This window comes from Mycobacterium sp., from assembly GCF_049608025.1.
Taxonomy (GTDB): domain Bacteria; phylum Actinomycetota; class Actinomycetes; order Mycobacteriales; family Mycobacteriaceae; genus Mycobacterium.
The window spans coordinates 1-22,543 of record NZ_JBMYXC010000052.1 but is presented as its reverse complement, the minus strand read 5'-3'; the positions used below and the strand labels follow the sequence as shown (position 1 = coordinate 22,543).

Genomic DNA, 22,543 nt, shown 5'->3' with positions numbered 1-22,543 from the left:
CGCGGGCGGGCATGACCACGGTGCGGGCGGGCATGACCACGGCGACGGCGGTGCGGGCGGGCATGACCATGGGGGAGTTGGCGCAGACGGCCACGCCGGCCACGCTCATGGCTCAGCGGGCGCGGTCGGCGCCGTGCACAACCACGGTATGGATGGCCCAGGCGATCACGAAGGCCACGTGCACATGGTCGCTGGTGTGGTCGGCGCAGGCCATGACCACGGCGGTCATGGTGGGGCCGCGCAGGGCCACGCAGGCCATGACCATGGCGGTCATGGTGGGGCCGCGCAGGGCCACGCAGGCCATGATCATGGCGGTCATGGTGGGGCCGCGCAGGGCCACGCAGGCCATGACCACGGCGGGGATGGTGAAACTGGCCATGATCACTCGGGCCATGATCACTCGGGCCATGATCACTCGGGCCACGATCACGGTATGAGTGACCAGGCGGTCAGGAACACCGCACTGGAGCCTCACCAACCCGCCGCCGGCTGGGCTCTGCCCCTTTCGCTCGCCGGAATGGTCATCTTTCTGGGCGCCGCCATGATGTCTCGGCGACGCCTGTTACCCGTCCTTGTCTCGCTGCCGGGCGTCGTTGCGGGCGTGTGGAATTGGCTGCGCATACGAACCTAAGCAGGGGGCCGACGTCTCTCGTTGCCGAACGTAGATCAGCACGTGGTGCTGGGCTGCCCGACGTTCCCGGCGAGGCCCCGGTCACGGTGCGCGTGCACCAGGACGTGCCGCGTGGAGAACGATCTCCTCGCCAGGACTGAGCTTGTCCGGATCCTTCGGCTGGCATGATCGGACCCATGAGCATCGAAGTCGTCTACACCGCAGAGTCCACAGCCACCGATGGAGGCCGCGACGGCCACGTGAAATCCACCGACGGCAAGGTCGACCTCGACACCCGGCCCCCGAAGGAGATGGGCGGCAGCGGTGAAGGGGTGAACCCCGAACTGCTGTTCTCGGCGGGCTACGCCGCCTGCTTCCTGGGCGCGTTGCGGTTGGTCGCCAAGAACGAAAAGATCGCGCTCGACAGTGCCAGCGGCATCACGGCCAAAATCGGAATCGGGAAGGATTCCGAGGGTGGCTTCGGGCTCACCGCTGAGATGATCGGTTACCTGCCGGGCCTCGAGCAGGGTGTCGCCGACGACCTGATGGAGAAGGCCCACGGAGTCTGCCCCTACTCGAAGGCCACGCGCGGAAACATCGACGTCAAGCTCGGCGCGAAGGTGACATGAAAGCGCTTGCCGTTGGTCTTGCCGTGAGCGTGGGCCTGGCCCTGGCAGCTACCCCTGCGGCTTCGGCGCAGCCCTCGGGCCCCGGGGTAGTGAACTACGCCGTTCTTCCGAAGGGTTCGGTAGGCAACATCGTCGGCGCGCGCATGGGTTTCGAGTGGACTTTCACCAACCCGTTCCAGTCTTTCTACGTCGACAATCCGATGTGTAACAACTGGGCGGACATCGGTTTGCCCGACGTGTACAACGACCCCGACCTGGCGGCGTTCAACGGCGCGGTCACCCAGGAATCTGCCACCGACATGACGCACTTCGTCAAACAGGCGGTCGGCGTGTTCGCCACGCTCGAGGCCGCTGACCGCGCCTTCGCCCGCGTCGTCGACCGGACCCAGGGGTGCAACGGAGCGACCACGGCCATGCATCTGGACAACTTCACCACCCAGGTGTGGACCTTCACCGGCGGCCCGACGAGCGCAACAGATGCCGACTGGGTCAAGCAGGAGGCCGGCACCGACCGGCGCTGCTTCGTCACTACCCGCAAGCGAGAGAACGTCTTGCTGCAGGCCAAGGTCTGCCAGTCGGGCAACGGCGGTCCCGCGGTCAACGTCCTGGCCGGAGCGATGCAGAACACCCTCGGTCAGTAGGGCGGCTCTAGTGACGCCCGGCATCGGCTGCACCGAACTGACCAGTACCGAACTGCCCGGTGCCGAGGTGGCTGCGCAGCACCTTGTCGAGGGCTGTTTGACCCGGGGTCCGGTCGGTCGTGTCGGTCTTGAGATCGAGGCGCACTGTTACGACTTGGCGGTCCCCTCGCGGCGGCCCGGGTGGGACGAGTTGACGGCGGCGATCGCTGCGTTGCCACCGTTTCCTGGCAGCAGCGTTGTCACCGTCGAACCTGGCGGTGCGGTCGAGCTCTCGGGGCCACCGTGCATCGACGCGGTGGCGGCGATCTCGGCGATGAGCTCGGACCGGGCTGTGCTGCGCGAGTCCTTCGCGAAGGCAGGGCTCGGTCTGGTGCTGGTGGGCGCCGACCCGCTGCGGCCTGCCGCACGGGTCAATCCCGGAGCGCGCTATCAGGCGATGGAAGAGTTCTTCCGCGCCAGCCAGACCGGTGCCGCGGGCGCGGCGATGATGACGTCGACGGCGTCGATCCAGGTCAACGTCGAGGCTGGACCCAGTGCGGGATGGGCCGATCGGGTCCGTTTGACCCACGCGCTGGGCCCGATGATGATCGCCATCGCCGCGAACTCCCCGATGCTGGGCGGCAGATTCACCGGCTGGCGTTCGACCCGTCAGCGGGTGTGGAGCCAACTGGACTCGGCGCGTTGCGGGCCGATCCTCGGCGAAAGCGGTGACGACCCCGCCAATGATTGGGCCGGTTACGCGTTGCGCGCACCGGTCATGCTCGTGCACAACCCCGAACCGACGCCCGTCACGCAGTGGGTGCCGTTCGCGGACTGGGCCGACGGGCGGGTGCTGCTCGGTGAGCGCAGGCCCACCATCCTCGATGTGGATTACCACCTCACCACCCTGTTCCCGCCGGTGCGGCCTCGTGGATTCCTGGAGGTGCGTTACCTGGACAGCGTGCCCGACGCGATCTGGCCCGCACTGGTCTTCACCCTGTGCACCCTGCTCGACGATCCGGTGGCCTCGGATGTCGCCGCCGAGGCCACCGAATCGGTGGCCACGGCGTGGGATCGGGCCGCCCAGGTCGGGCTTCGTGACCAGCGACTGCACGGCGCTGCCCGGCGCTGCGTGCAGGAGGCGGCCGAACGCGTACCGCCCGAGCTGGAAGAATCCATGCACCTACTGGTCCGTGCGGTCGAGCAGGGACGTAGCCCGGCCGACGACTTCGCCGACCGGGTGGTCCGGTGCGGGGTCGCCGATGCGGTCACTGACGCGGCGAAAGGGGAGCTGTGACTTCACGCGACGTGCTTGCCGACGAACTGGCCGCGGCGAGGAACCGGACGTTGCGACTCGTGGACTTCGACGACGCCGAGGTTCGACGCCAGTATGACTCGCTGATGAGCCCACTGGTTTGGGATCTGGCCCACATCGGGCAGCAGGAAGAGCTGTGGCTGCTGCGCGGCGGCGACCCGGACCGGCCGGGCCTGCTGGCCCCCGAGGTAGACAAGCTCTACGACGCTTTCGTGCACTCCCGGGCCAGCAGGGTCGATCTACCATTGCTGTCACCGACGGATGCCCGCGCCTACTGTGCGACGGTGCGCGGCAAGGCACTTGATGTGCTCGACGCCCTGCCCGAAGGGCACCCCGACGCGTTCACCTTCGGGATGGTGGTCAGCCATGAGAACCAGCACGACGAGACGATGCTGCAGGCGCTGAATCTGCGGCGGGGCGCTCCGCTGCTCGACCGTGGCGCCGCGATTCCCGCGGGACGGGCCGGGCTGGCCGGGACGTCGGTTCTGGTGCCGGGGGGCGAGTTCGTTCTCGGCGTGGACGCCGCAACAGAGCCGTACGCGCTGGACAACGAACGTCCTGCTCACGTTGTCGACATACCCGCCTTTCGTATCGGCCGAGTGCCGGTGACCAATGGTGAGTGGCGAGAGTTCATCGACGACGGCGGCTACCACCAGCCCCACTGGTGGTCGGCGACAGGCTGGGCGCACCGCAAGCAGGCCGGCCTGACGGCTCCGTTGTCCTGGAACGGGGATGGCACGCGGATGCGCTTCGGCCACCTAGAGGACGTGCCCGCCAACGAACCCGTCCAACACGTCAGTTACTTCGAGGCAGAGGCTTACGCCGCTTGGGCTGGTGCGCGCCTGCCCACCGAATTGGAGTGGGAGAAGGCCTGCGCGTGGGATCCGGACACCAATTCTCGGCGTCGATATCCCTGGGGCGCTGCGCAACCCACTGCCGAAAAGGCGAACCTGGGTGGTGATGCTTTGCGTCCCGCACCGGTCGGCGCATATCCCGCAGGCGCTTCGGCCTACCAGGTTGAACAGATGCTGGGTGACGTGTGGGAGTGGACGACCTCGCCACTGCGGCCGTGGCCCGGCTTCACCCCGATGGTCTACGACCTCTACTCCGAGCCCTTCTTCGACGAGGGTGATCTCGTGCCGGGGCCCCCCGTTACCGGCGCCGGCGACTACCGGGTGCTGCGCGGCGGATCGTGGGCGGTCGCCCCCGGCATCCTGCGACCCAGTTTCCGCAACTGGGACCATCCGATCCGCAGGCAGATATTCTCCGGTGTGCGCCTGGCATGGGATGCCGATGTGTAGGCATCTGGGTTGGCTCGGCGCCCCGGTGTCGGTCGCATCACTGGTTCTGGACCAACCGTCGGGGCTGTTGGTCCAGTCCTACGCACCACGTCGACAGAAGAACGGCCTGATGAACGCCGATGGTTGGGGAGTGGGTTTCTTCGATCCGCAGCGGCAGGAACGCTGGGCCCACGCCCGAAAGGCAGGGGACGACTCGGCGGGCGACTCCCACGGAAGTGCTGATGGCGGAGCTGATGGTGCGGTGCCCCGGCGTTGGCGCAGTGCCGCACCGCTCTGGGGTGACACGTCGTTCGCCTCGGTCGCGCCCGCGCTGGTCAGTCGATGCATGGTGGCCGCGGTTCGCTCGGCGAGTGCGGGCATGCCGATTGAGCCATCGGCCTCTGCGCCGTTCAGCGACGGGACGTGGCTGCTGTCGCACAACGGGGTCGTCGATCGGGCAGTGCTGCCCGCATCCACGCGTGCGGAGTCGACCAACGACAGTGCCCTGTTGGCGGCGATGATTTTCGACCGTGGCATGGATGCGCTGGCCGACACCATTGTCCAAGTGGCCGCCGCCGACCCCAAAGCCCGGCTGAACATCCTGGCCGCCAACGGTTCCCGCCTCATCGCCACCACCTGGGGCGACACTTTGTCGGTGCGGTGCGGGGACGACGGCGTCGTGCTGGCCAGCGAACCCTACGACGACGATCCCGCCTGGCAGGAGATTCCGGATCTACACCTGGTGGAAGTTATCGATGCCCGCGTGCAGCTCACACCGTTGAAAGGACCATGATGGCTGAAAGGACCGGGATGGCTTCGTCCCTCTTGTCGATTACCAATTATCTTGCCGCCGACGCCGCCGAAGATGCACTGCGCCGCGACGTCAGGCATGGCCTGTCTCAGACTCCGAAATCGTTGCCGCCCAAGTGGTTCTATGATTCCGCTGGCAGTGATCTGTTCGACCAGATCACTCGGCTCCCCGAGTATTATCCGACCCGGGCCGAGGCGCAGATCCTCGATGAGCACGCTCAGGAGATCGTGACCGTCGCCGGCGCCGACACCCTCGTGGAACTGGGCAGCGGAACCTCGGAGAAGACGCGCGCGCTGCTCGACGCGCTGCAGAACCGGGGAGCACTGCGTCGGTTCGTCCCCTTCGATGTGGACGCCAGTGTGCTGGCCGCGGCAGGCGCGGCGATCGAGGAGGAGTATCCAGGAGTCGAGATCGAGGCGGTCTGCGGAGACTTCGAAGTTCACTTGGACAAGATCCCCACCGAAGGTCGTCGGCTGGTGGCGTTCCTGGGTTCCACTCTCGGGAACCTGACCCCGGTACCTCGTGCGGGTTTTCTGGCCTCGGTGGCTGACATGCTTCGGCCCGGCGACTCGCTGCTGTTGGGCACCGACCTGGTCAAGGACACCGCCCGCCTGATCAACGCCTACGACGACAGCGCCGGGGTGACGGCGCGGTTCAACCGCAACGTGCTCGCGGTGGTGAATCGCGAGCTCGGTGCCGACTTCGACATCGATAGTTTCGAGCACGTCGCCCGGTTCAACGCTGTCGAGGAGCGCATCGAGATGTGGTTGAGGTCGACCCGCCGGCAGCGCGTACACATCGCGGCGCTCGCCCTCGATGTCGACTTCGCCGCCGGCGAGGAGATGCTCACCGAGGTGTCGTGCAAGTTCCGCCGGTCCGGTCTGGACGCCGAGCTGGCCGCCGCCGGGTTGCGGCGCACCCATTGGTGGACCGACGAGTCAGCCGATTTCAGTTTGTCGCTCTCGGTGCTGTGACATGGGTGGCGATATGACGCTCGCCGACCATTGGCGCGCGGCGCGACCGCCCGTCGCCGGTGTGCACCTCGACAGCGCGGCCTGTTCGCGGCAGAGTTTCGCCGCCATGGACGCCGCTGCCCGGCACGCCTGCCACGAAGCCGAAGTGGGTGGCTACGTGGCCGCAGATGCTGCCGAACCGGCCCTCGAAGCCGGCCGTTCGGCAGTGCGGGTACTGACCGGGATGGCCAGCGCCGACGTCGTCTTCACCACCGGATCCCATAATGCGCTCGACATCCTGCTGGGCGACTGGGTGGGTCAGCGAACGCTGGCATGCCTGCCCGGCGAGTTCGGCCCCAATCTGCTGCTGATGGCACGGCATGGATTCGAGGTTCGAGTGCTACCGGTCGACGGCGCAGGCCGGGTGGACGTGGACGGGGCGGCCGCTGCGCTGGCCGCGGATCCACCGTCGTTAGTGCATTTCACCGTGCTGGGCAGTCACAGCGGGATCGTGCAACCGGCCCACGACATGGCTGCGGTGTGCCGTTCCCTGGGCATACCCTTGATTGTCGACGCCGCGCAGGGTTTTGCGCATCTGGACTGTGCTGATATCGGTGCCGATGCGCTGTACTCGTCGGGACGGAAGTGGGCCGCAGGGCCGCGGGGTACGGGGATGCTCGCCACCCGCACCGGGCTGCTCTCCGAATCCACCATGATGCGATTGAGCTACGCGGAGAGGAACATCGGTTTGCACGTCGGCCTCTCGGTCGCACTTGGCGAGTACATCGCCATGGGCCCAAAGAACATGCAGACCAGGCTGTGTGAGGTCGGTGCGGTAACCCGCGCCGCATTGGCGCAGATTCCGGGTTGGAGCGTCATCGAACCCACTGATGAACCCAGCGCCACCACCACGCTGCGCCCGCCCCACGGTGTCGACCTTGCGGAGGTGCGGGCGCGCCTACTTGCCGAGCACTCGATCCTGACGACCTTCCTCGGTCTGGAGCGGGCACCCTGGGAGATGACGCAGCCGGCACTTCGGGTTTCGCCGCACGTCGACGTCACCGACGCCGAGCTGGAAACCCTCGCTCGAGCGCTGGCTACGGTGCCGCGCGCTCAAGTCCACACAGGTTCGGGCTAGAGCTTGTCCCGCAACTATTTTGGGTTGCGTCCTTCACGCGGGTGGGGCGGTTTTCGCGCAAGCCCCACCCCCTCCTCGGTGGTCCACCAGCAGAGTGCGACGGCCAGGACTTCAAGAGCCGCAACGATAATCAAGAACGGAGCTACGCGGGCGGGGTCGACTCAAGCCATCATCTGCGGCTCGTACTGCCGCAGGACGCGCCCTAGGTCGAGTGCGGAGGTGTCTGCGCCTGGCCGATGAACTCGATGAGCACTCGCGCGACCTCCGGTGAGTAGAGCAGCGAGAGGTGGCCCAAGCCATCGACGGCTACATCGGTGCCACCGCGCGAGGCCAGTTCACTGGTCGAGGGCGGGTGCACGATGTTGTCGTGGGTGGAGTACACACTCAACGTCGGTGTGATGACGGCCCGTTCCCGGCGCTCGAAGGTGAACTCACCTCCTGCGCGGAGTTCTCGGGCGACCCTGCCCGGAATGGGGCCGCGCCACGTGACCCCGGCGTGCGGGGTGCCGATCGTGATGCAGTTCGCCACCCGAAACTGGCCGGCGGCGGAGTGGGCGTAATCCAGCGAAACCAGTCCGCCGAGGGAGTGGGCCACGAGGGTGACCCGTTCGGCACCGGTTTCGGCGCAGACCCGCTCGACGAATCGGGCCAGTCGTGGAACGTTGCGGTCCACGGAATCGAACCAGGGGTAGTTGACGCCGTACAGCGGACCCATCGAAGATTTCCGGAATTGCTTTGCCAGCCAGACGAAGTCGGCCCGATTCTGGAAATAGCCATGGACGAATATCACCGGTATCCCGTCGCCGGAGCCCAGGCGTCGTCCGATGAAGAAATACAGGGGGATCAGCGGTTGGGTGATGAGTACGTAATACAACTCGCGGCACATCGCGGTCAGTTGCCTCTGGCCCCGGCGGGGGGAAACGTACCTGGCCATCAGGAAAAAGGATCCGAGCAGATAAACCAGCGCTGCGCCGAGTAGTACCGCGAGCACCCCGATCGCCAGCAGTTCGGCAGTCTGGAATTTCACTGCACGATCGTAACCGGCGGCCACGAGGAAGGACGGGTCACGAAGAACATGGGCGAACGTATGGGCGCTGTCAGTGGCGGTGCTTCTCGAGTTGGTCAACCGTGCCCGCTGGGACGGAACTTAGTTCGGCCTGAGCGAAATCGTCGTTGTTGCTCAGGTCGACCTGCAGGCTGGTAAAGGTCTGGGCCGACACCCGGCCACGGGTGAGAGCGAACTCGGAGATATGGCCGCCGGCGTTGCGGCCGCCGTCGTCTCGCTCATCGGTCGATAAGTTCCAGGTTGGCAGCGTTCGCTTCTCGCCCGCCGCGCTGTGATGCGGCCCTCGATTCGCAGCGAGTGGATGAGAGCGGTTCGCCGTCGATTGTGGGTAATACACAGAGGCCGAAATCGCCGCGAGCCCTCATCGACAAGATGTTCTTGTCGCCTCGCGCACCGCGCTAACCAGGGGAGGCTCTGTCGCCGGGAACTTTGTGACGACGGTACCTGAGTGTGGTCACCTGACTCGGCCCCACTTTTGTCATTGTTCTGCCTGACAAAACGCTGGTAACCGTCGGAACCGATCATCGCCGGGCCTCAGGGTGCCAACGCTGTCGACAACGGCGCGTTCGTCCGGCAGCCAACGACTTCGATTCCAGCCAAATGGCCCAGCGGATCGAACGGTGAGCTCGTCTAGACCGGCTTGTGCGCGCTCAGCAGGAACGCCGGGAACTTCATCCGTCCCTTGTCGTCGAACTCATAGTCGGGCATGTGCAGAGGTGGGTTCTCCGGCATGGCGAACGGGTTGGCATGGATGAACGCCGGGCGGACTTCGTCGATCTGCCAGTACTTGCCGACTGCCGCACGCAACTCGTCTTCGGTCACCGCGTTGGGTTTGGTTTCGAGTTCGGCGGGGAAGGCCCCGTCCGCGAACACCAGGATGTAGTAGGCCGCACCGGGCGCGGCAGCGCGGTATACCGACTTCTGATAGCCCTCGCGGCCTGCGACGGGCAGGGAATGGAACAGGGTCGAGTCGATGATCGTGTTGAATCTGCCGTCGAAACCGGTGAACGTCGTGATGTCGTCCTGAACGAAGCTGGCTTGGGGTAGACCGCGTTCCTGCGCGGCTTTCGTCGCTGCCGCCACTGCGGTCGGTGTCAGCTCGATGCCCACGACGGTGTATCCGTCGGCGGCCAACGCCAGCGACAGTTCGGCGTGTCCGCAGCCGGCGTCCAGCACATCGCTGCGCACCTTGCCCGCCTCGATCAGGGTGATCAGCTCCGGCTGGGGTTCGCCGATGTTCCACGGCGGCGGCCCGTCGAAACCGCCCTCGCCCCGATAGGCGTCGTCCCAGTCCATCGCGTCGATGTTGTCGGCCATGCCGACGACGGTACGCCGCATACCCCTCAGTCCGGCAGATCCCAGGTGTGCACCGGGTCGTTGGAATGCATCCGCTCGCAATACAACCGCAGCATCTCGGCGAGCGCATCGGGCCGGCTGAATCCGCGATCCTGCAGCGCGCCTACCGAGGCCGACTGCCACGCCGCGCCGTTGCGTCCGGTCTTGGCGCGGCCCTCGATGACGCCGAGGTAGCGGTCGCGCACATCGACGGCGACCTCCCAGCGGCGCAGGCCCTCCTCGGCCATCGGCAGTAGTCGCCGCAGGACCAATTCGTCAGGCGTCACCTCGCCCAGCCCCGGCCAGTACAGTCGTGCGTCCATGCCGCGATGCGCTGCGGCCAGGAAATTTGCCTCCGCCGCAGCGAAACTCATCTTCGTCCACAGCGGCCGGTCCTCTTCGGACATCGCCCGCAGCACTCCGTAGTAGAAGGCGGAGTTGGCCATCATGTCCAGCACGGTCGGCCCCGCGGGAAGCACCCTGTTTTCGACCCGAAGATGTGGGCGGCCGACTCCCCCCTGTTCGACGACGTCGTACACGGGACGATTCCACCGATAGATGGTGCCGTTGTGCAGCCGCAGCTCCGACAGTCGGGGAGCGCGGCCCTCGGCCAGTTCGGTCACCGGGTCCTCGTCGGAGAGCTCGGGCAGCAGCGATGGGAAGTAGCGCACGTTCTCCTCGAACAGGTCGAAGATCGAGGTGATCCAGCGCTCCCCGAACCACACTCGAGGGCGCACCCCCTGGGCCTTGAGCTCCTCGGGGCGGGTATCGGTGGCCTGGGCGAACAACTCGATTCGCGTCTCAGACCACAGGTGATGGCCGAAGAAATACGGCGAGTTCGCCCCCAGGGCCAACTGCGGCCCGGCCAACACCTGAGCGGCGTTCCAGTTGTCGGCGAAGTCCGCGGGGGAGACCTGAAGGTGCAACTGCATGCTGGTGCAGGCTGATTCGGGTGCGATCGAGGCGGTATGCAGGCTGAGACGTTCGGGGCCGTCGATCTCGATCATGATGTCCTCGCCGCGCGCGGTGAAGATCGAGTCGTTGAGCGCCTGGTATCGGGTCGACTCGCTCATCCAACTCCCCGAGAGGTGCTCGGGCATCAGGGTCGGCAGGATCCCGATCATCACTATGTGGGCGCCATCGGTGTTGGCTTTGATTTCAGCGGCGTTGAGGCTGGCGCGGACCTCGTCCTCGAGCTCCAGCGCGGCGCGCCCGGGTAGTCTGCGCGGCGGCACATTGAATTCGATGTTGTAGGCGCCTAATTCGGTCTGGTAGGCCGGGTCGGCGATCGAGGCCAGGACTTCGGAGTTGCTCATCGCGGGCTGGTAGTCGGAGTCGACCAGGTTGCACTCGATCTCCATGCCGGTCAGCGGCTTCTCGAACTCGAAGCTGGACTGGGCGAGCATGGTCTCGAAGACGTCGAGGGACAGTTGCACCTTGCGCCGGTATTCGCGGCGGTGCGCGCGACTGAACTCGGTCTGCTTCAGTTCCTCGCCCACCCCGCCATTCTCGGCGAGCGCGCGTGTTTGTGCGCCAACACGCCGCAATTGCCGTCAACTCGTGCACAGTCGCGGCCCATCACCGTGCGCGAGTTGTCACCGTGCGCGAGTTGTCACCCTGCGCGCGTTGTCACCGTGCGCGCGAAGCCACCACCACCTGGGGGCTCAGCAGCCCGCCGCGCAGCTCCAGCTCGATCGAGGGGTCAGCGTGGGCGGCCAGCTCCCGCAATGCCGACGGGCTGTATGCGCGCAGCGAACTGATCACGCCGTCGTGCACGAACGGCACGACCAGGGCCAACGGCAACATCGCGGCGATTCTCAGGATGTGCAGCGGCGCAGGCGGGCGCGGGAGGTCGATGATGAGTAGCTTCTTCGCCACCCGGGTTCCCTCGGCGAGCACCTGCGCGGCAGCGGTTGGGGGTAGGTGGTGGAACGACAACGCAAAGATCGCCAGATCGAACTGTCCACCCGCGGCGTCCAGCGCCCGCGCATCCATCTCTCGGACCGTCGCCCGCGGATGCGCGCCCAAATCAGCGGCCGCGATGGCGGCCACCGAGGACGGCTCGAGGTCGGTCACGGTCAGCCGCGCCGTTGGGTGCCAATCGAGCAGCTTCTGAGACAGAGCGCCATGCCCGGCCCCCAACTCCAGGATCTGCGGGTCGGCGACGTCGGCGACCTCGTCCAAGGCGATCTTGGCGAATCTCTCGTGGTTGCCGAAGACCTCTCCGGTCCAGTCCAGCGCACGGATCACGCTGCGCTTTCGCGCCTCATCGGCAGCATCTCCCGCGGAGTTGCGATCCAGGTACTCGAGCCGGTCCGTCTGCAGTAGCCGGTCCAGGCAGGACGCATCCGGGCCGCCCCGGGGCATGCGGGCGATATTTCTTTCGACTGATCGCGAGGTTGGGATACCCACGTAGTCCATCATGGACGAATGGCCGACTTCGTTGCAGCAATCGACCAAGGTACAACCAGTACCCGAGCCATGATCTTCGATCATTCGGGACGTGAGATCGGTCGCCACCAGCTGGAACACGAACAGATCCTGCCGCGGGCGGGATGGGTGGAACACAATCCGGTGGAGATCTGGGAGCGCACCGCATCGGTGCTGATGTCGGTGCTCAACTCGACGAAACTGCAAGCCGACGACCTCGCTGCCCTCGGCATCACCAACCAGCGTGAGACCGCGCTGGTGTGGAACCGACGCACCGGCCGGCCCTACTACAACGCCATCGTGTGGCAGGACACCCGCACTGACCGGATCGCCGCCGCCCTGGACCGCGAGGGCCGCGGTGACATCATCCGCTCGAAGGCGGGGTTGCCGCCGGCGACGTATTTTTCGGCGGGCAAGGTGCAGTGGATCCTGGAGAACGTCGACGGCGTGCGAGCAGCCGCCGAAAAGGGTGACGCGATCTTCGGGACCTCGGATACCTGGGTGTTGTGGAACCTGACCGGCGGTCCGCAGGGTGGGGTCCACATCACCGACGTGACCAACGCCAGTCGCACCATGCTGATGGATCTGGAGACCCTGGACTGGGATGACGAACTGCTGGCGCTCTTCGGGATTCCGCGCCAGATGCTGCCGCGGATCAAGCCGTCGTCATCACCGGAACCCTACGGGATGACTTTGGCTTCAGGGCCGCTCGGCGGTGAAGTGGCGCTGACGGCCAGCCTCGGTGACCAGCAGGCGGCAATGGTGGGCCAGGTCTGTCTTGCCGCGGGTGAGGCTAAAAACACCTACGGCACAGGCAATTTCCTGCTGCTCAACACAGGCGAGAAGATCGTGCGGTCATCCAACGGGCTACTGACAACCGTGTGCTACCAATTCGCGCCCCGAGATGGCGGTCCGGCGAAACCCGTTTATGCACTGGAAGGTTCGATCGCGGTGACGGGCTCGGCCATCCAGTGGCTGCGTGACCAACTGGGTATCATCAGCGGCGCCGCGCAGAGTGAGGCGTTGGCCCGGCAAGTTGCTGACAACGGCGGGGTCTACTTCGTGCCGGCATTCTCCGGCCTCTTCGCTCCGTACTGGCGCTCCGATGCCCGCGGCGCCATCGTCGGGTTGTCGCGGTTCAACACCAACGCCCATGTGGCCCGTGCAGCGTTGGAGGCCATCTGTTACCAGAGCCGTGATGTCGTCGACGCGATGGAAGCCGACTCCGGTGTGCATCTAGAGGTACTCAAGGTCGACGGCGGAATCACGGCCAATGATCTGTGTATGCAGATACAGGCTGACGTCCTCGGTGTTGACGTCGTGAAACCCGTTGTGGCAGAGACTACGGCGCTCGGCGCGGCGTACGCGGCTGGACTCGCGGTCGGATTCTGGTCGGATCCCGACGAGCTACGTGCCAACTGGCACGAGGACAAGCGTTGGACGCCGCGCTGGAGCGAGAACCAACGCGCCGACGGCTACGCCGGCTGGCAGAAGGCCGTCGAGCGCACGCTGGACTGGGTGGACGTCGAATAGTCAGCAGTTTCAACGGGCATCGGTGGAAACCGAGTGTGCCCTCACCCTCGGTTTCGGTCATCGATGGACTTCACCAGCCAGCGCGCCCACTGCTCCTCCATTTCGGCGTCGCGGAGTCCGAATTCTAGCGCCGCACGGCCGTAGAATTCGCCATCCGTCTGTCCCCAATCGATCGAATCACGCAGTTGTTCAAGTCGTTTGAGTTCCGAGGCGGCATGCTGGGCAAAGGCGAGGGCGTGCTTGCGGGCGTCGTCGGCCGGCAGTTCACCCAGCAGGAATATGCGAAGTACGTCCGGCCGGCGCATCGGTGGATCGTCTTGGGAATCACCGATCCAGCGGGTGAGCTCTGCGCGGCCGGAATCGGTGACGCGGTACTCCTTGCGGCCGCGCGGGCCGATGTCGGTGACCTCGATGAGGCCCGCCTCGGCGAGCTTGTTGAGTTCCCCGTAGAGCTGGCTCTGCGTCGCGGGCCACACGTTGGCCATCGACTTCTCGAACCGCTTGAGCAGGTCGTAACCGCTGCCGGGACGCTGGGCCAGCAGGCCGAGCGTGGCGGATCGAAGGCTCATGGCGGCATAGTACGGCCTCGACATTCCACGAATGGAGTATCGGGGATTGTGTGGTCGCCGAACCTTGCTCCACCCGCCACAACGACGTTCCAGTATTGACATGTCATAAGTGAGGTGTCAGTGTGGGGTCTAATTGAACTGACAGGAGGTCCAGCCCATGACCGATACCACCGCAGAACAGACCGACTCCGCGACACTGTTCGGCGCCGATGACTTCTTCCGACTGGGGAATTACGCGCCGGTAGCCGATGAGCTGACCGAGTTCGACCTGCCGGTGGAAGGTGCGATCCCCCCCGAGGTAACGGGTTGGTACCTGCGCAACGGGCCGAACCCCCGCAAGCCGAGCGGCCATTGGTTCGCCGGGGACGGCATGATCCACGGCGTCCGTATCGAGGGCGGCCGGGCCGCCTGGTACCGCAACCGGTGGGTGCAGACCGACAGCTTCAAGAAAGAATTCCCGCTCTACAACGCCGACGGCACCCGCAACTTGCGGGCCAGCGTAGCCAACACCCACATCGTCAACCACGCCGGAAAAACGCTCGCACTTGTCGAGTCGTCGCTGCCCTACGAGATCACCAACGACCTCGAGACCGTGGGCGCTTATGACTTCGGTGGCAAGCTGGACAACTCGATGACCGCACATCCGAAGATCTGCCCGACGACCGGCGAACTGCATTTCTTCGGATACGGCAATATCTTCGAACCGCACGTCTCTTACCATCGCGCCGACGCCGACGGACAGCTGGTGGTCAGCCGACCGTTGGAGGTCAAGGCTCTGACGATGATGCACGACTTCGCATTGACTGCGAAGTACATCGTGTTCATGGACCTGCCCATCGTCTTCAACCTCGACGTCGCGATGAGTAACCCCGGTGACATGCCCTACCGCTGGGACGATTCCTACGGCGCGCGACTGGGTGTGCTGCGCCGCGACGACCCGCACGGGGAGGTGCGGTGGTTCGACATCGACCCCTGTTACGTCTTCCACGTTGCCAATGCCTACGATCGCGATAACACCGGATCGGTGGAAGGCTCGATCGTCGTCCAGGCTGTTCGGTATCCCGAATTATGGCGGGGCGACGCCGGATTCGATGCCGAGGGGGTCATGTGGACATGGGTGGTCGATCTGCAGAACGGCACTGTGACCGAAAGCCAGCTCGACGAGAGAGTGGTTGAGTTTCCCCGGATCGACGACCGGCTTGCGACGCTGCCTGCGCGCTACGCGGTGTCCGTCGGCGATCACAGCTTGGTGCGCCATGATCTCGGCAGCGGTGAGTCCACCGAGCACCGGTTCGGCACGCCCGACTCTCCGGGCGGCCCCGGTGAGGCGGTGTTTGTGCCGTCGACGTCCGGCTCGGCGGACGAGAGCGCTGGTTGGTACCTCGGCTATGTCTACGACCCCGCGCGTGACGGCAGCGATCTCGTGATCATCGACGCATCCGACTTCACCGGCCCACCCGTGGCTAAAATCAATCTGCCGCAGCGTATTCCGTACGGATTCCACGGAAACTGGGTCGCCGGCTAAGTCGGTTTGGTCGGCGGGACGGGCTGTCCACGGTCGCTTGGTACTGCGCTCACGACGGTGGGGTGAACGGACCGGGTGGCGCCGACGGAGGTGGCGGTGCTTGCGGTAGCGATGGATAGGTAGGCGCTGGTGCTGACGGCGCGGGCCAGGCGGGCGGCGGAGCGGATGCCTGCAGCCGTTCCAGTTCCCTGCGGTGTCGCTCGGCGAGAACGGCGGCCAGTATCAGCGATGCCGGCGTGCCCGGCGGCGGCGGCGGCGAGATACGGGAGACGACCTCCGAGGTAATCCGATACGCCATCTGATCGCGTACCTGTGGTTGCAACTGCGTTGCACGGGAGAGGAACTGGCGGGCCATCTCCGCGGTTTCGGCGCCGAGTCCGGATAGCTGAAGCGACTGTGCCCACCATGCGAGCTGGGGGGGCATGGGCGGCGGGGGTGAGAGCTTCGGTGCGCGTTCGGTGATGACCACGGTGCCCGCGAAAACGTCCCCTATGCGCTTACCTTTTGGTGAGATCAGGCTGCAGATCACCGCGGGGCCGCCGGTGAGCATCCAGATTTCGATCACACCGGACAATGCGCGAAAGAGTGCCTGACGGAAGCGTTCCGGGCCTCCGTCATCGGACACCACGCGCAAACCCATCGCCAACTTGCCCAATGAACGGCCGCGGGTGGCGGTCTCGAAGATGACCGGATATCCCACGACGGCCAGGACTGTGAAGATGATCAACACCGCGGCCGAGAAGGCCGAATCGAACTGCGACAGCGTGACTGCCCACAGCACAACGCCGATGATGTAGCAGATGAAAACCACCGTGATATCGATCAACGCCGCGATTGCGCGCACCGGTACCTGGGCGATCTGAACGTCGAGGATCACTGCGTCGCCGGTCACGACGGGCTCTTGTGTACCGACCATGCCAGCCACGCTACTAGGATCGGCCACGTGGATGTCGACGCGTTCGTCATGGCGAATCGCCCGACCTGGGATCGGCTGGAGAAGCTGGTCAGGAAACGGCGGCAACTCACCGGCGCCGAGGTGGACGAACTCGTCGACCTCTACCAGCGGGTGTCCACCCACCTGTCGATCTTGCGGTCGGTGTCCTCCGACGGCGTCCTCATTGGGAAGTTGTCCGGCCTGGTGGCCCGTGCGCGGTCGGTCGTCACCGGGGCGCACGCACCGCTATGGAGCGAGTTCGTCCGCTTCTGGACAGTGTCTTTCCCGGTCGTGGCATACCGGTCGTGGCGCTGGTGGCTGGGTTCGGCGATCGGCTTCTTCATCGTCACGATTTCGATCGCTGGGTGGATCGCCGGCAACCCCGAAGTCCAGGCTGCCTTCGGAACCCCCAGTGAAATCGACGAATTGGTCAACAATGACTTTGCTTCCTACTACAGCGAGAATCCGGCGGGATCGTTTGCGCTGCGGGTGTGGGTCAACAACGCCTGGGTGGCGGCGCAATGCATCGGCTTCTCGGTCCTGCTCGGGATCCCGATCCCCTACGTGCTGTTCCAGAACGCAGCCAATCTCGGCGCAACTGCGGGCTTGATGTTCGACGCGGGCAAGGGCGACATCTTCCTCGGCCTGATCACACCGCATGGGCTGATCGAGTTGACGGCGATCTTCCTGGCTGCCGGTGTGGGGATGCGACTCGGCTGGTCGGTGGTAGCGCCAGGTGATCGCCCCCGTGGCCAGGTGCTGGCCGAACAGGGTAGGGCGGTCATCGCGGTCGCCATCGGGCTGGTTGCGGTTCTGCTGATAGCCGGGCTGATCGAAGCTTTCGTCACGCCCTCGCCGTTATCGACGTTCGCGCGTATCGCGATCGGTGTGGCCGCCGAGGTCGCGTTCCTCGGCTACGTGTTCCACTTCGGCCGCAAGGCCGCTTTGGTCGGCGAGACCGGTGACATCGACAACGCGCCCGACGTTGTGCCGACGGGCTGAGTTCTTCTGCCGAGCACACGCAAACTCGCGTGAATCTGGCCGGATCCGTGCGATCGAGTGTCTGCTCGCGGGGGAAGCGGAGGGGGTGTCAAAGGCGACCGGTGGCCTTCATCGCCAGATAGTGGTCGGCGAGTTCAGGCGCGAGGTCCTCAGGCGGGGCATCGACGACGTCGACGCCGCAGCGCCGCAGCCGGGACGCGACATCGCGCCGTTCGTTGCGGGCGCGTTCGGCAGCGGCAGCGTCGTATACCGCGACGGCATCTGCGCGGCCCGCAGCGAGTGTGTCCACCCGCGGATCGGCGACCGCGGCCAACAGCACCTGGTGTTTGGCGGTAAGTTGCGGCAGCACAGTGAGCAGCCCCTCGTCGATTGCCGAGGCGTTCAGGTCGGTCAGCAATACCACTAGGGCCCGTCGTCGCGCGCGCCGCTGGATTGCGGCCACGAGCGCACGAGGATCCGACTCGAGCAGCGCAGGCTCCAACGGTGCCATCGCCTCGACCAGATGTGCCAGCAATTCGGTGCGTGATGCATTGAACACGCCGGCGCGGGTGACGCGATCGTGGGCCAAGAAGTCGACGTGGTCGCCCGCCCTCGCGGCAAGGGCCGCGAGCAGCAGGGCGGCGTCCATCGACCAGTCCAGGCGCGGCCAGCCACTGGGATCTGCGGCGGTTGGGTCGACGCCCACCCGACCGGCGGAGGTTCGGCCGGTATCGAGCGCGATCACCACTCGTCGGTCGCGTTCGGGCCGCCAGGTACGCACCACCACGTCAGCGCGTCGTGCGGTCGCCCGCCAGTCGATCGAGCGGACGTCGTCACCCACCACGTACTCACGCAGCGAGTCGAACTCGGTGCCTTGGCCCCGGATCAGCACCGGCGTCATGCCGTCGAGTTCGCGTAACCTGGCTAGCCGCGAGGGCAAGTGCTTTCGTGACAAGAACGGCGGCAGGATGCGGATCTGCCACGGCACCCGGTGCGAGCCCTGCCGTCCGGCCAGGCCAAGCGGCCCAACGGATCTGGCGGTCACCAGTGCGGAAACCAGATCGCCGCGACGTACCGGCCGCAACTGTGTCTCGACCGTAATCCATTTCCCGGCAACAATATTCACTGAATGGGTGCGGGGTGTGGCACGCGCACTGGGGGCCCACGCATCGCGGATCACGCCGCGGAAGCGGGACCGGCCGCGGTTCTCGATCGTCAGCACCGCGGCTACCGGTTGGCCCAGCCGTGCCGAGGTCTGACCGCTTCGCGCCAGGGTGAGGGCCCGCGGACTGCCGGCCAGCAACACATCCACGAAAATCGCCACGGCAAGCGCACTCAGCAGTACGACGAAGGTCAACGCGGGCCGGACGGAAAACGCTATGGGAAGTGCGCACAACAGCGCGATCATCCCGGTGCGTCCGGTGAGTATCATTGTCCCGTAGACTATCTGGGCACTGGCACCGCGGCCAGGATGCCCTCGATGACTCCGTCGGCTGTGGCCCCTTCGAGCTCGGCCTCGGGGCGGAGGGCGACGCGATGACGCAGCGTAGGGCGGGCCATTGCTTTGACATCATCGGGCGTGACGTAGCCGCGGCCGGACAGCCAGGCCCATGATCGTGCGGTGGACAGCAGGGCTGTCGCACCGCGCGGGGACACGCCGAGTTGGAGCGACGGGGACCGTCTCGTCGCGCCGACGATGTCGACGATGTAGCCGAGCACCTCGTCGCCGACGAGAACCTGCCGGACCGCTGCTCGTGCGGTCGCCAACTCGGTAGGACCGGCGACGGGCTTGACGCCGGAGAGGTCTCGAGGGTCGAACCCGCGGGCGTGCCGATCGAGGATGGCGATCTCTTGTTCGCGCGGTGGCAGCGGCACATTGAGCTTCAACAGGAACCGGTCCAGTTGAGCCTCGGGCAACTGGTAGGTGCCTTCATACTCGATCGGGTTCTGGGTGGCGGCGACGATGAATGGGTCAGGTAGGGCGCGCGGCTCTCCATCGACGCTGACCTGCCGCTCCTCCATCGCCTCCAGCAGTGCTGCCTGCGTCTTGGGTGGCGTGCGGTTTATCTCGTCAGCCAGCAGCAAGTTGGTGAAGACCGGGCCCGCACGGAACTTGAACTCTGCGGTCCGTGCGTCGTAGACGAGAGATCCGGTGACGTCGCCCGGCATCAGATCGGGGGTGAACTGTACCCGCTTGAAGTCCAGTTGCAGTGCCGCGGAGAGGGTGCGTATCAGCAGGGTCTTCGCGACGCCCGGCACGCCCTCCAAAAGTACGTGGCCGCGGCACAGCAATGCCACCACCAGGCCGCTGACCACGGCGTCCTGGCCGACGACGACCTTGGAGATCTCAGCGCGCAGAGCCATCAGCGCGGTGCGGGCGCTGTCTTGTTGGGTGGGGTGTGTCACGACTGTGCGACCAGCCTTTCCATTTCGTCGAGTTCGCGTGCGAGGTTGACCAGGTCGGTGTCGGTGGCCGGGGTCGGTCCATGCAGCGTATGGGTGACGGCCAGTGGATTGAGACCGCTGCGTGCGGCGACGGCCTGAGCGATGGTGGACAGGTCGGCCGCCGGGCCCAGGCCCAGGCGCGGCAGCATTCGCTGCAAAGTCGACGTGCGCAGCGCTTCGGCGGCCCGGTCCCGGGCCCGGCGCGATCGATACAACCGCCCCCGGCCTTCGACCGTCTCCGAGGCCCGAACCACCACTGGCAGCCGCTCGGCGACCAGAGGTCCGACTCGGCGTCCCTTCCACAGGGCCAGGAGCGCCACTGCGGCCACCAGCTGCAAGACCACCCACATCACCTGTGTGGGTATGAGAGCGGTGACCGATTCGCCACCGCCAGACTCGGGGCCCTCCCTGTTCTGAGGCGCGTACCACAGCACCCGGGGGTGCGAGCCGGCGAGATTCATCGCGAGGGCAGCATTGCCCTCCTTGAGGAGCCCCTGGTTCATCATGAAGAAGGCGCTGCCGACGACGGTGACCGTGCGGCCGTCGTCGGCGTACTGCACCAGCACGCCGTCGTAGCACCGGGTGACCGACGCTGCCCCGGCAGCCTCGTAGGCCTGGGCCGGGCCGAACTGCACGGTGCGGGCCTGTGTCGCGGCCCGCAGGTCGCAATCCGGCGCGATGCCACCGTAACTCGTCGATTCTGCGCGACGGATCCCCGGCGAGAGCTGCTCGCGTGTACGCGCGGCCGGCTCGACCAGGAGACGATCACCCGGGACTGCCGCCAACCGGCTCAGCACCTCGTCGCCAGACAGGTGGAAGGTCTGCGCGACCACCAGGAGGCTGTCGGGCCGGGCTTCGCGTTCGACTGCGTCGATGGTGTCGGTCTCGATCACCGTCACGCCGTTGTCCCGCAGTAGGGTCACCAGGGCGCGGGCCCCTTCCGGCGACGTCGAACTCGCCTCCAGCCTGCCCCCGGGTTGCGGGGAGGTCAGATAGGTGCTCACCCCGGCCACTCCGACGATGACGACGAGCGCGAGCAGCACCCAGCGCAGTCGGTGCCAACGTTGGGCGACGGTGAAGCCGACCACGGTGGAAGGGGTCCCTGATTTCTCTAGTGTCATCGCACGTCGGCCCAGGTCTGGTTCTCCGGTCGCGCCGGCAGTTTGCCCGGCCCCTGCGACATGTGGCTGCCCAGCTTGTCATCCAGCGAGGCGATCATTCTGTACTGCGATTCTTGCCCGGGTCGCGCACCGTAGGTCACATCGTTGAAAGCCTCTGCTGCCATGGTCAATTCGTCGGCCAGCTCGGGTAGCACACGGCCCGCAGCGCGGGCCAGCTCGGTCGCTGTTCGTCCCGCAACCGGGTCGAGCACGCCGTCTTCTTCGAGCTGTCGCGCTATCGCCCTGAGCCGGTGGCGAATGGCAGGTGCCCAATCCCCTGACGCGGCAAACCTTTCGGCGGTTGCGCGGTGTTCGGTGGCACTGAGCTCGTGGTCGCCGAACAGCGCGCTCGTTTCGCCGCGGCTGGTGCGCATGGCACGTCGGGCGATGCGGACCGCGACGAGGACACCAACGCCGACCAGAATCAGCAGCACCGCGATGGTGAACCAACCGCCGGGAATGGACGAGCTGTTGGCGATCACACGGTAGAGCAGCTCTTCGATCCAGCTGTAGACGAGCTCGGTCAGCGACGGCCGCGGGTAGATCGGTTTTGCAAGTTCGCGCTGGGCGGCGTCGTGCGCTGCGTCGCGGTCGATGTCGATCGTCGGCATATCAGGTCTGGCGGGTCAGCCAGAGATCGTCGGTCGACTCGGCGGGCGCCGCGGGCCCAGCTGCGGCGCCCGTTTGCAGGACGAGATCGAACGCCTCCGATCTGATTCTGCGGTCGGTGTACTGCAACACGATGACGCCCGCACTGAACGGTCCGGTGATGATCTGGCCGATGGCGCCGCCGATCGCGAATAACACGAGCGCGAACATTGCGGCGGTGGTGGACGATGAACCGGCGATCGTGATCTGACCGCTCAAGCTGAACGGGATCGCCACCGCGCCGGCGACCAGATTCGCCGCCAGCAACGCAAGAATTCGGATTCCGAGCACCCGCCAGAAGTCGCCTTTGATCAAGGTGAACGACCGCTTGATCGACGAGATGATGTCGCGCCGTTCCAGGACGATGGCCGCCGGCGCGAACGTGAGCATTGTGCCCAGGTAGATGAGGGCCGCGATCAGCGCGAGCACCAGCGGAGCGCCGACGAAGAACGCAAAGAGCCCGTTGGCGGCAACAGCCACACCGACGATGATCAGGACCACGAACCCGACCAACACGATCGCGCCGATGGTCTCCAGCAGGGTGAACCCGACCAGCGCCCA

General features: G+C 66.0%; 24 protein-coding genes. 11 read left to right on the top strand and 13 right to left on the bottom strand.

Features of this window, described 5'->3' with window-relative positions:
• Positions 1-112: 112 nt before the first annotated feature.
• Positions 113-424 (bottom strand): hypothetical protein, encoded by a 312-nt coding sequence (locus ACPGXI_RS14795; protein ID WP_526654193.1) that lies wholly within the window; start codon positions 422-424, stop codon positions 113-115.
• A 9-nt stretch (positions 425-433) separates the two neighbouring features.
• Between ACPGXI_RS14795 and ACPGXI_RS14790 the strand changes: the two genes are divergently transcribed.
• From ACPGXI_RS14790 to egtE, 8 genes are all read left to right on the top strand, one after another.
• Complete coding sequence (locus ACPGXI_RS14790) at positions 434-631, top strand: hypothetical protein (protein ID WP_526654191.1); 198 nt, start codon at positions 434-436, stop codon at positions 629-631.
• A 176-nt stretch (positions 632-807) separates the two neighbouring features.
• On the top strand, positions 808-1,239 hold the full coding sequence (locus ACPGXI_RS14785) for an organic hydroperoxide resistance protein (protein ID WP_526654189.1): 432 nt from the start codon (positions 808-810) through the stop codon (positions 1,237-1,239).
• Positions 1,236-1,880: a sensor domain-containing protein gene (locus tag ACPGXI_RS14780; RefSeq protein WP_526654187.1), complete on the top strand. Its 645-nt coding sequence runs from the start codon at positions 1,236-1,238 to the stop codon at positions 1,878-1,880. Before ACPGXI_RS14785 ends, ACPGXI_RS14780 begins: the two co-directional genes overlap by 4 nt.
• A gap of 37 nt (positions 1,881-1,917) precedes the next feature.
• Positions 1,918-3,156 (top strand): ergothioneine biosynthesis glutamate--cysteine ligase EgtA, encoded by a 1,239-nt coding sequence (gene egtA / locus ACPGXI_RS14775; RefSeq protein WP_526654197.1) that lies wholly within the window; start codon positions 1,918-1,920, stop codon positions 3,154-3,156.
• On the top strand, positions 3,153-4,475 hold the full coding sequence (gene egtB / locus ACPGXI_RS14770) for an ergothioneine biosynthesis protein EgtB (protein WP_526654185.1): 1,323 nt from the start codon (positions 3,153-3,155) through the stop codon (positions 4,473-4,475). Before egtA ends, egtB begins: the two co-directional genes overlap by 4 nt.
• Positions 4,468-5,247, top strand: a complete 780-nt coding sequence (locus ACPGXI_RS14765; RefSeq protein ID WP_526654183.1) for a class II glutamine amidotransferase domain-containing protein — start codon at positions 4,468-4,470, stop codon at positions 5,245-5,247. The genes egtB and ACPGXI_RS14765 overlap by 8 nt, the downstream gene beginning before the upstream one ends.
• A 17-nt stretch (positions 5,248-5,264) precedes the next feature.
• On the top strand, positions 5,265-6,239 hold the full coding sequence (gene egtD, locus ACPGXI_RS14760; protein ID WP_526654181.1) for an L-histidine N(alpha)-methyltransferase: 975 nt from the start codon (positions 5,265-5,267) through the stop codon (positions 6,237-6,239).
• A gap of 13 nt (positions 6,240-6,252) precedes the next feature.
• Entirely contained in the window at positions 6,253-7,356 is a 1,104-nt protein-coding gene (egtE, locus tag ACPGXI_RS14755; protein ID WP_526654179.1) for an ergothioneine biosynthesis PLP-dependent enzyme EgtE, read from the top strand.
• A 202-nt stretch (positions 7,357-7,558) separates the two neighbouring features.
• Here egtE and ACPGXI_RS14750 read toward each other — a convergent pair whose 3' ends face one another.
• The 5 genes from ACPGXI_RS14750 to ACPGXI_RS14730 all read right to left on the bottom strand — a co-directional run bounded on the left by ACPGXI_RS14750 (position 7,559) and on the right by ACPGXI_RS14730 (position 12,124).
• A complete protein-coding gene (locus ACPGXI_RS14750) occupies positions 7,559-8,383 on the bottom strand; it encodes an alpha/beta fold hydrolase (protein WP_526654177.1) in 825 nt (274 codons plus the stop codon).
• Positions 8,384-8,453: 70 nt separating this feature from the next.
• Entirely contained in the window at positions 8,454-8,759 is a 306-nt protein-coding gene (locus tag ACPGXI_RS14745; RefSeq protein WP_526654175.1) for an acetolactate decarboxylase, read from the bottom strand.
• Positions 8,760-9,052: 293 nt separating this feature from the next.
• Positions 9,053-9,739 (bottom strand): class I SAM-dependent methyltransferase, encoded by a 687-nt coding sequence (locus ACPGXI_RS14740; protein ID WP_526654173.1) that lies wholly within the window; start codon positions 9,737-9,739, stop codon positions 9,053-9,055.
• 26 nt (positions 9,740-9,765) lie between these two features.
• Positions 9,766-11,256, bottom strand: coding sequence for a glutamate-cysteine ligase family protein (locus ACPGXI_RS14735; RefSeq protein ID WP_526654171.1), 1,491 nt, complete (start codon positions 11,254-11,256; stop codon positions 9,766-9,768).
• Between the two features lie 130 nt (positions 11,257-11,386).
• Positions 11,387-12,124: a class I SAM-dependent methyltransferase gene (locus ACPGXI_RS14730; protein WP_526654169.1), complete on the bottom strand. Its 738-nt coding sequence runs from the start codon at positions 12,122-12,124 to the stop codon at positions 11,387-11,389.
• Between the two features lie 63 nt (positions 12,125-12,187).
• On the opposite strand from ACPGXI_RS14730, the gene glpK reads away from it, so the two are divergent.
• Positions 12,188-13,720: a glycerol kinase GlpK gene (gene glpK, locus ACPGXI_RS14725; protein ID WP_526654167.1), complete on the top strand. Its 1,533-nt coding sequence runs from the start codon at positions 12,188-12,190 to the stop codon at positions 13,718-13,720.
• Between the two features lie 41 nt (positions 13,721-13,761).
• Here the strand turns inward: glpK and ACPGXI_RS14720 are convergent, their stop codons facing one another.
• Positions 13,762-14,289 carry a PadR family transcriptional regulator gene (locus ACPGXI_RS14720; RefSeq protein ID WP_526654165.1) on the bottom strand — a complete coding sequence of 176 codons (528 nt, stop codon included), beginning with the start codon at positions 14,287-14,289 and terminating at the stop codon, positions 13,762-13,764.
• Positions 14,290-14,446: 157 nt separating this feature from the next.
• Here ACPGXI_RS14720 and ACPGXI_RS14715 point away from each other — a divergent pair, with 157 nt between their 5' ends.
• Positions 14,447-15,814 carry a carotenoid oxygenase family protein gene (locus ACPGXI_RS14715; RefSeq protein WP_526654163.1) on the top strand — a complete coding sequence of 456 codons (1,368 nt, stop codon included), beginning with the start codon at positions 14,447-14,449 and terminating at the stop codon, positions 15,812-15,814.
• Positions 15,815-15,863: 49 nt separating this feature from the next.
• On the opposite strand, the gene ACPGXI_RS14710 is transcribed toward ACPGXI_RS14715, so the two are convergent.
• Positions 15,864-16,730: an RDD family protein gene (locus ACPGXI_RS14710; protein WP_526654161.1), complete on the bottom strand. Its 867-nt coding sequence runs from the start codon at positions 16,728-16,730 to the stop codon at positions 15,864-15,866.
• A gap of 27 nt (positions 16,731-16,757) precedes the next feature.
• Here ACPGXI_RS14710 and ACPGXI_RS14705 point away from each other — a divergent pair, with 27 nt between their 5' ends.
• The gene (locus ACPGXI_RS14705; protein WP_526654159.1) at positions 16,758-17,750 is read left to right on the top strand and encodes a stage II sporulation protein M; all 993 of its coding nucleotides are present in this window, start codon (positions 16,758-16,760) and stop codon (positions 17,748-17,750) included.
• 88 nt (positions 17,751-17,838) lie between these two features.
• Here ACPGXI_RS14705 and ACPGXI_RS14700 read toward each other — a convergent pair whose 3' ends face one another.
• The 5 genes from ACPGXI_RS14700 to ACPGXI_RS14680 all read right to left on the bottom strand — a co-directional run.
• The gene (locus tag ACPGXI_RS14700; protein WP_526654157.1) at positions 17,839-19,161 is read right to left on the bottom strand and encodes a DUF58 domain-containing protein; all 1,323 of its coding nucleotides are present in this window, start codon (positions 19,159-19,161) and stop codon (positions 17,839-17,841) included.
• Between the two features lie 11 nt (positions 19,162-19,172).
• Positions 19,173-20,093 (bottom strand): AAA family ATPase, encoded by a 921-nt coding sequence (locus tag ACPGXI_RS14695; protein WP_526654195.1) that lies wholly within the window; start codon positions 20,091-20,093, stop codon positions 19,173-19,175.
• A 38-nt stretch (positions 20,094-20,131) separates the two neighbouring features.
• Positions 20,132-21,295 carry a DUF4350 domain-containing protein gene (locus ACPGXI_RS14690; protein ID WP_526654155.1) on the bottom strand — a complete coding sequence of 388 codons (1,164 nt, stop codon included), beginning with the start codon at positions 21,293-21,295 and terminating at the stop codon, positions 20,132-20,134.
• Positions 21,292-21,945: a DUF4129 domain-containing protein gene (locus ACPGXI_RS14685; RefSeq protein WP_526654153.1), complete on the bottom strand. Its 654-nt coding sequence runs from the start codon at positions 21,943-21,945 to the stop codon at positions 21,292-21,294. Before ACPGXI_RS14685 ends, ACPGXI_RS14690 begins: the two co-directional genes overlap by 4 nt.
• A 1-nt stretch (position 21,946) precedes the next feature.
• Positions 21,947-22,543, bottom strand: a 597-nt coding sequence (locus ACPGXI_RS14680; protein WP_526654151.1) for a DUF7847 domain-containing protein, incomplete at its 5' end; no start/stop codon positions are given.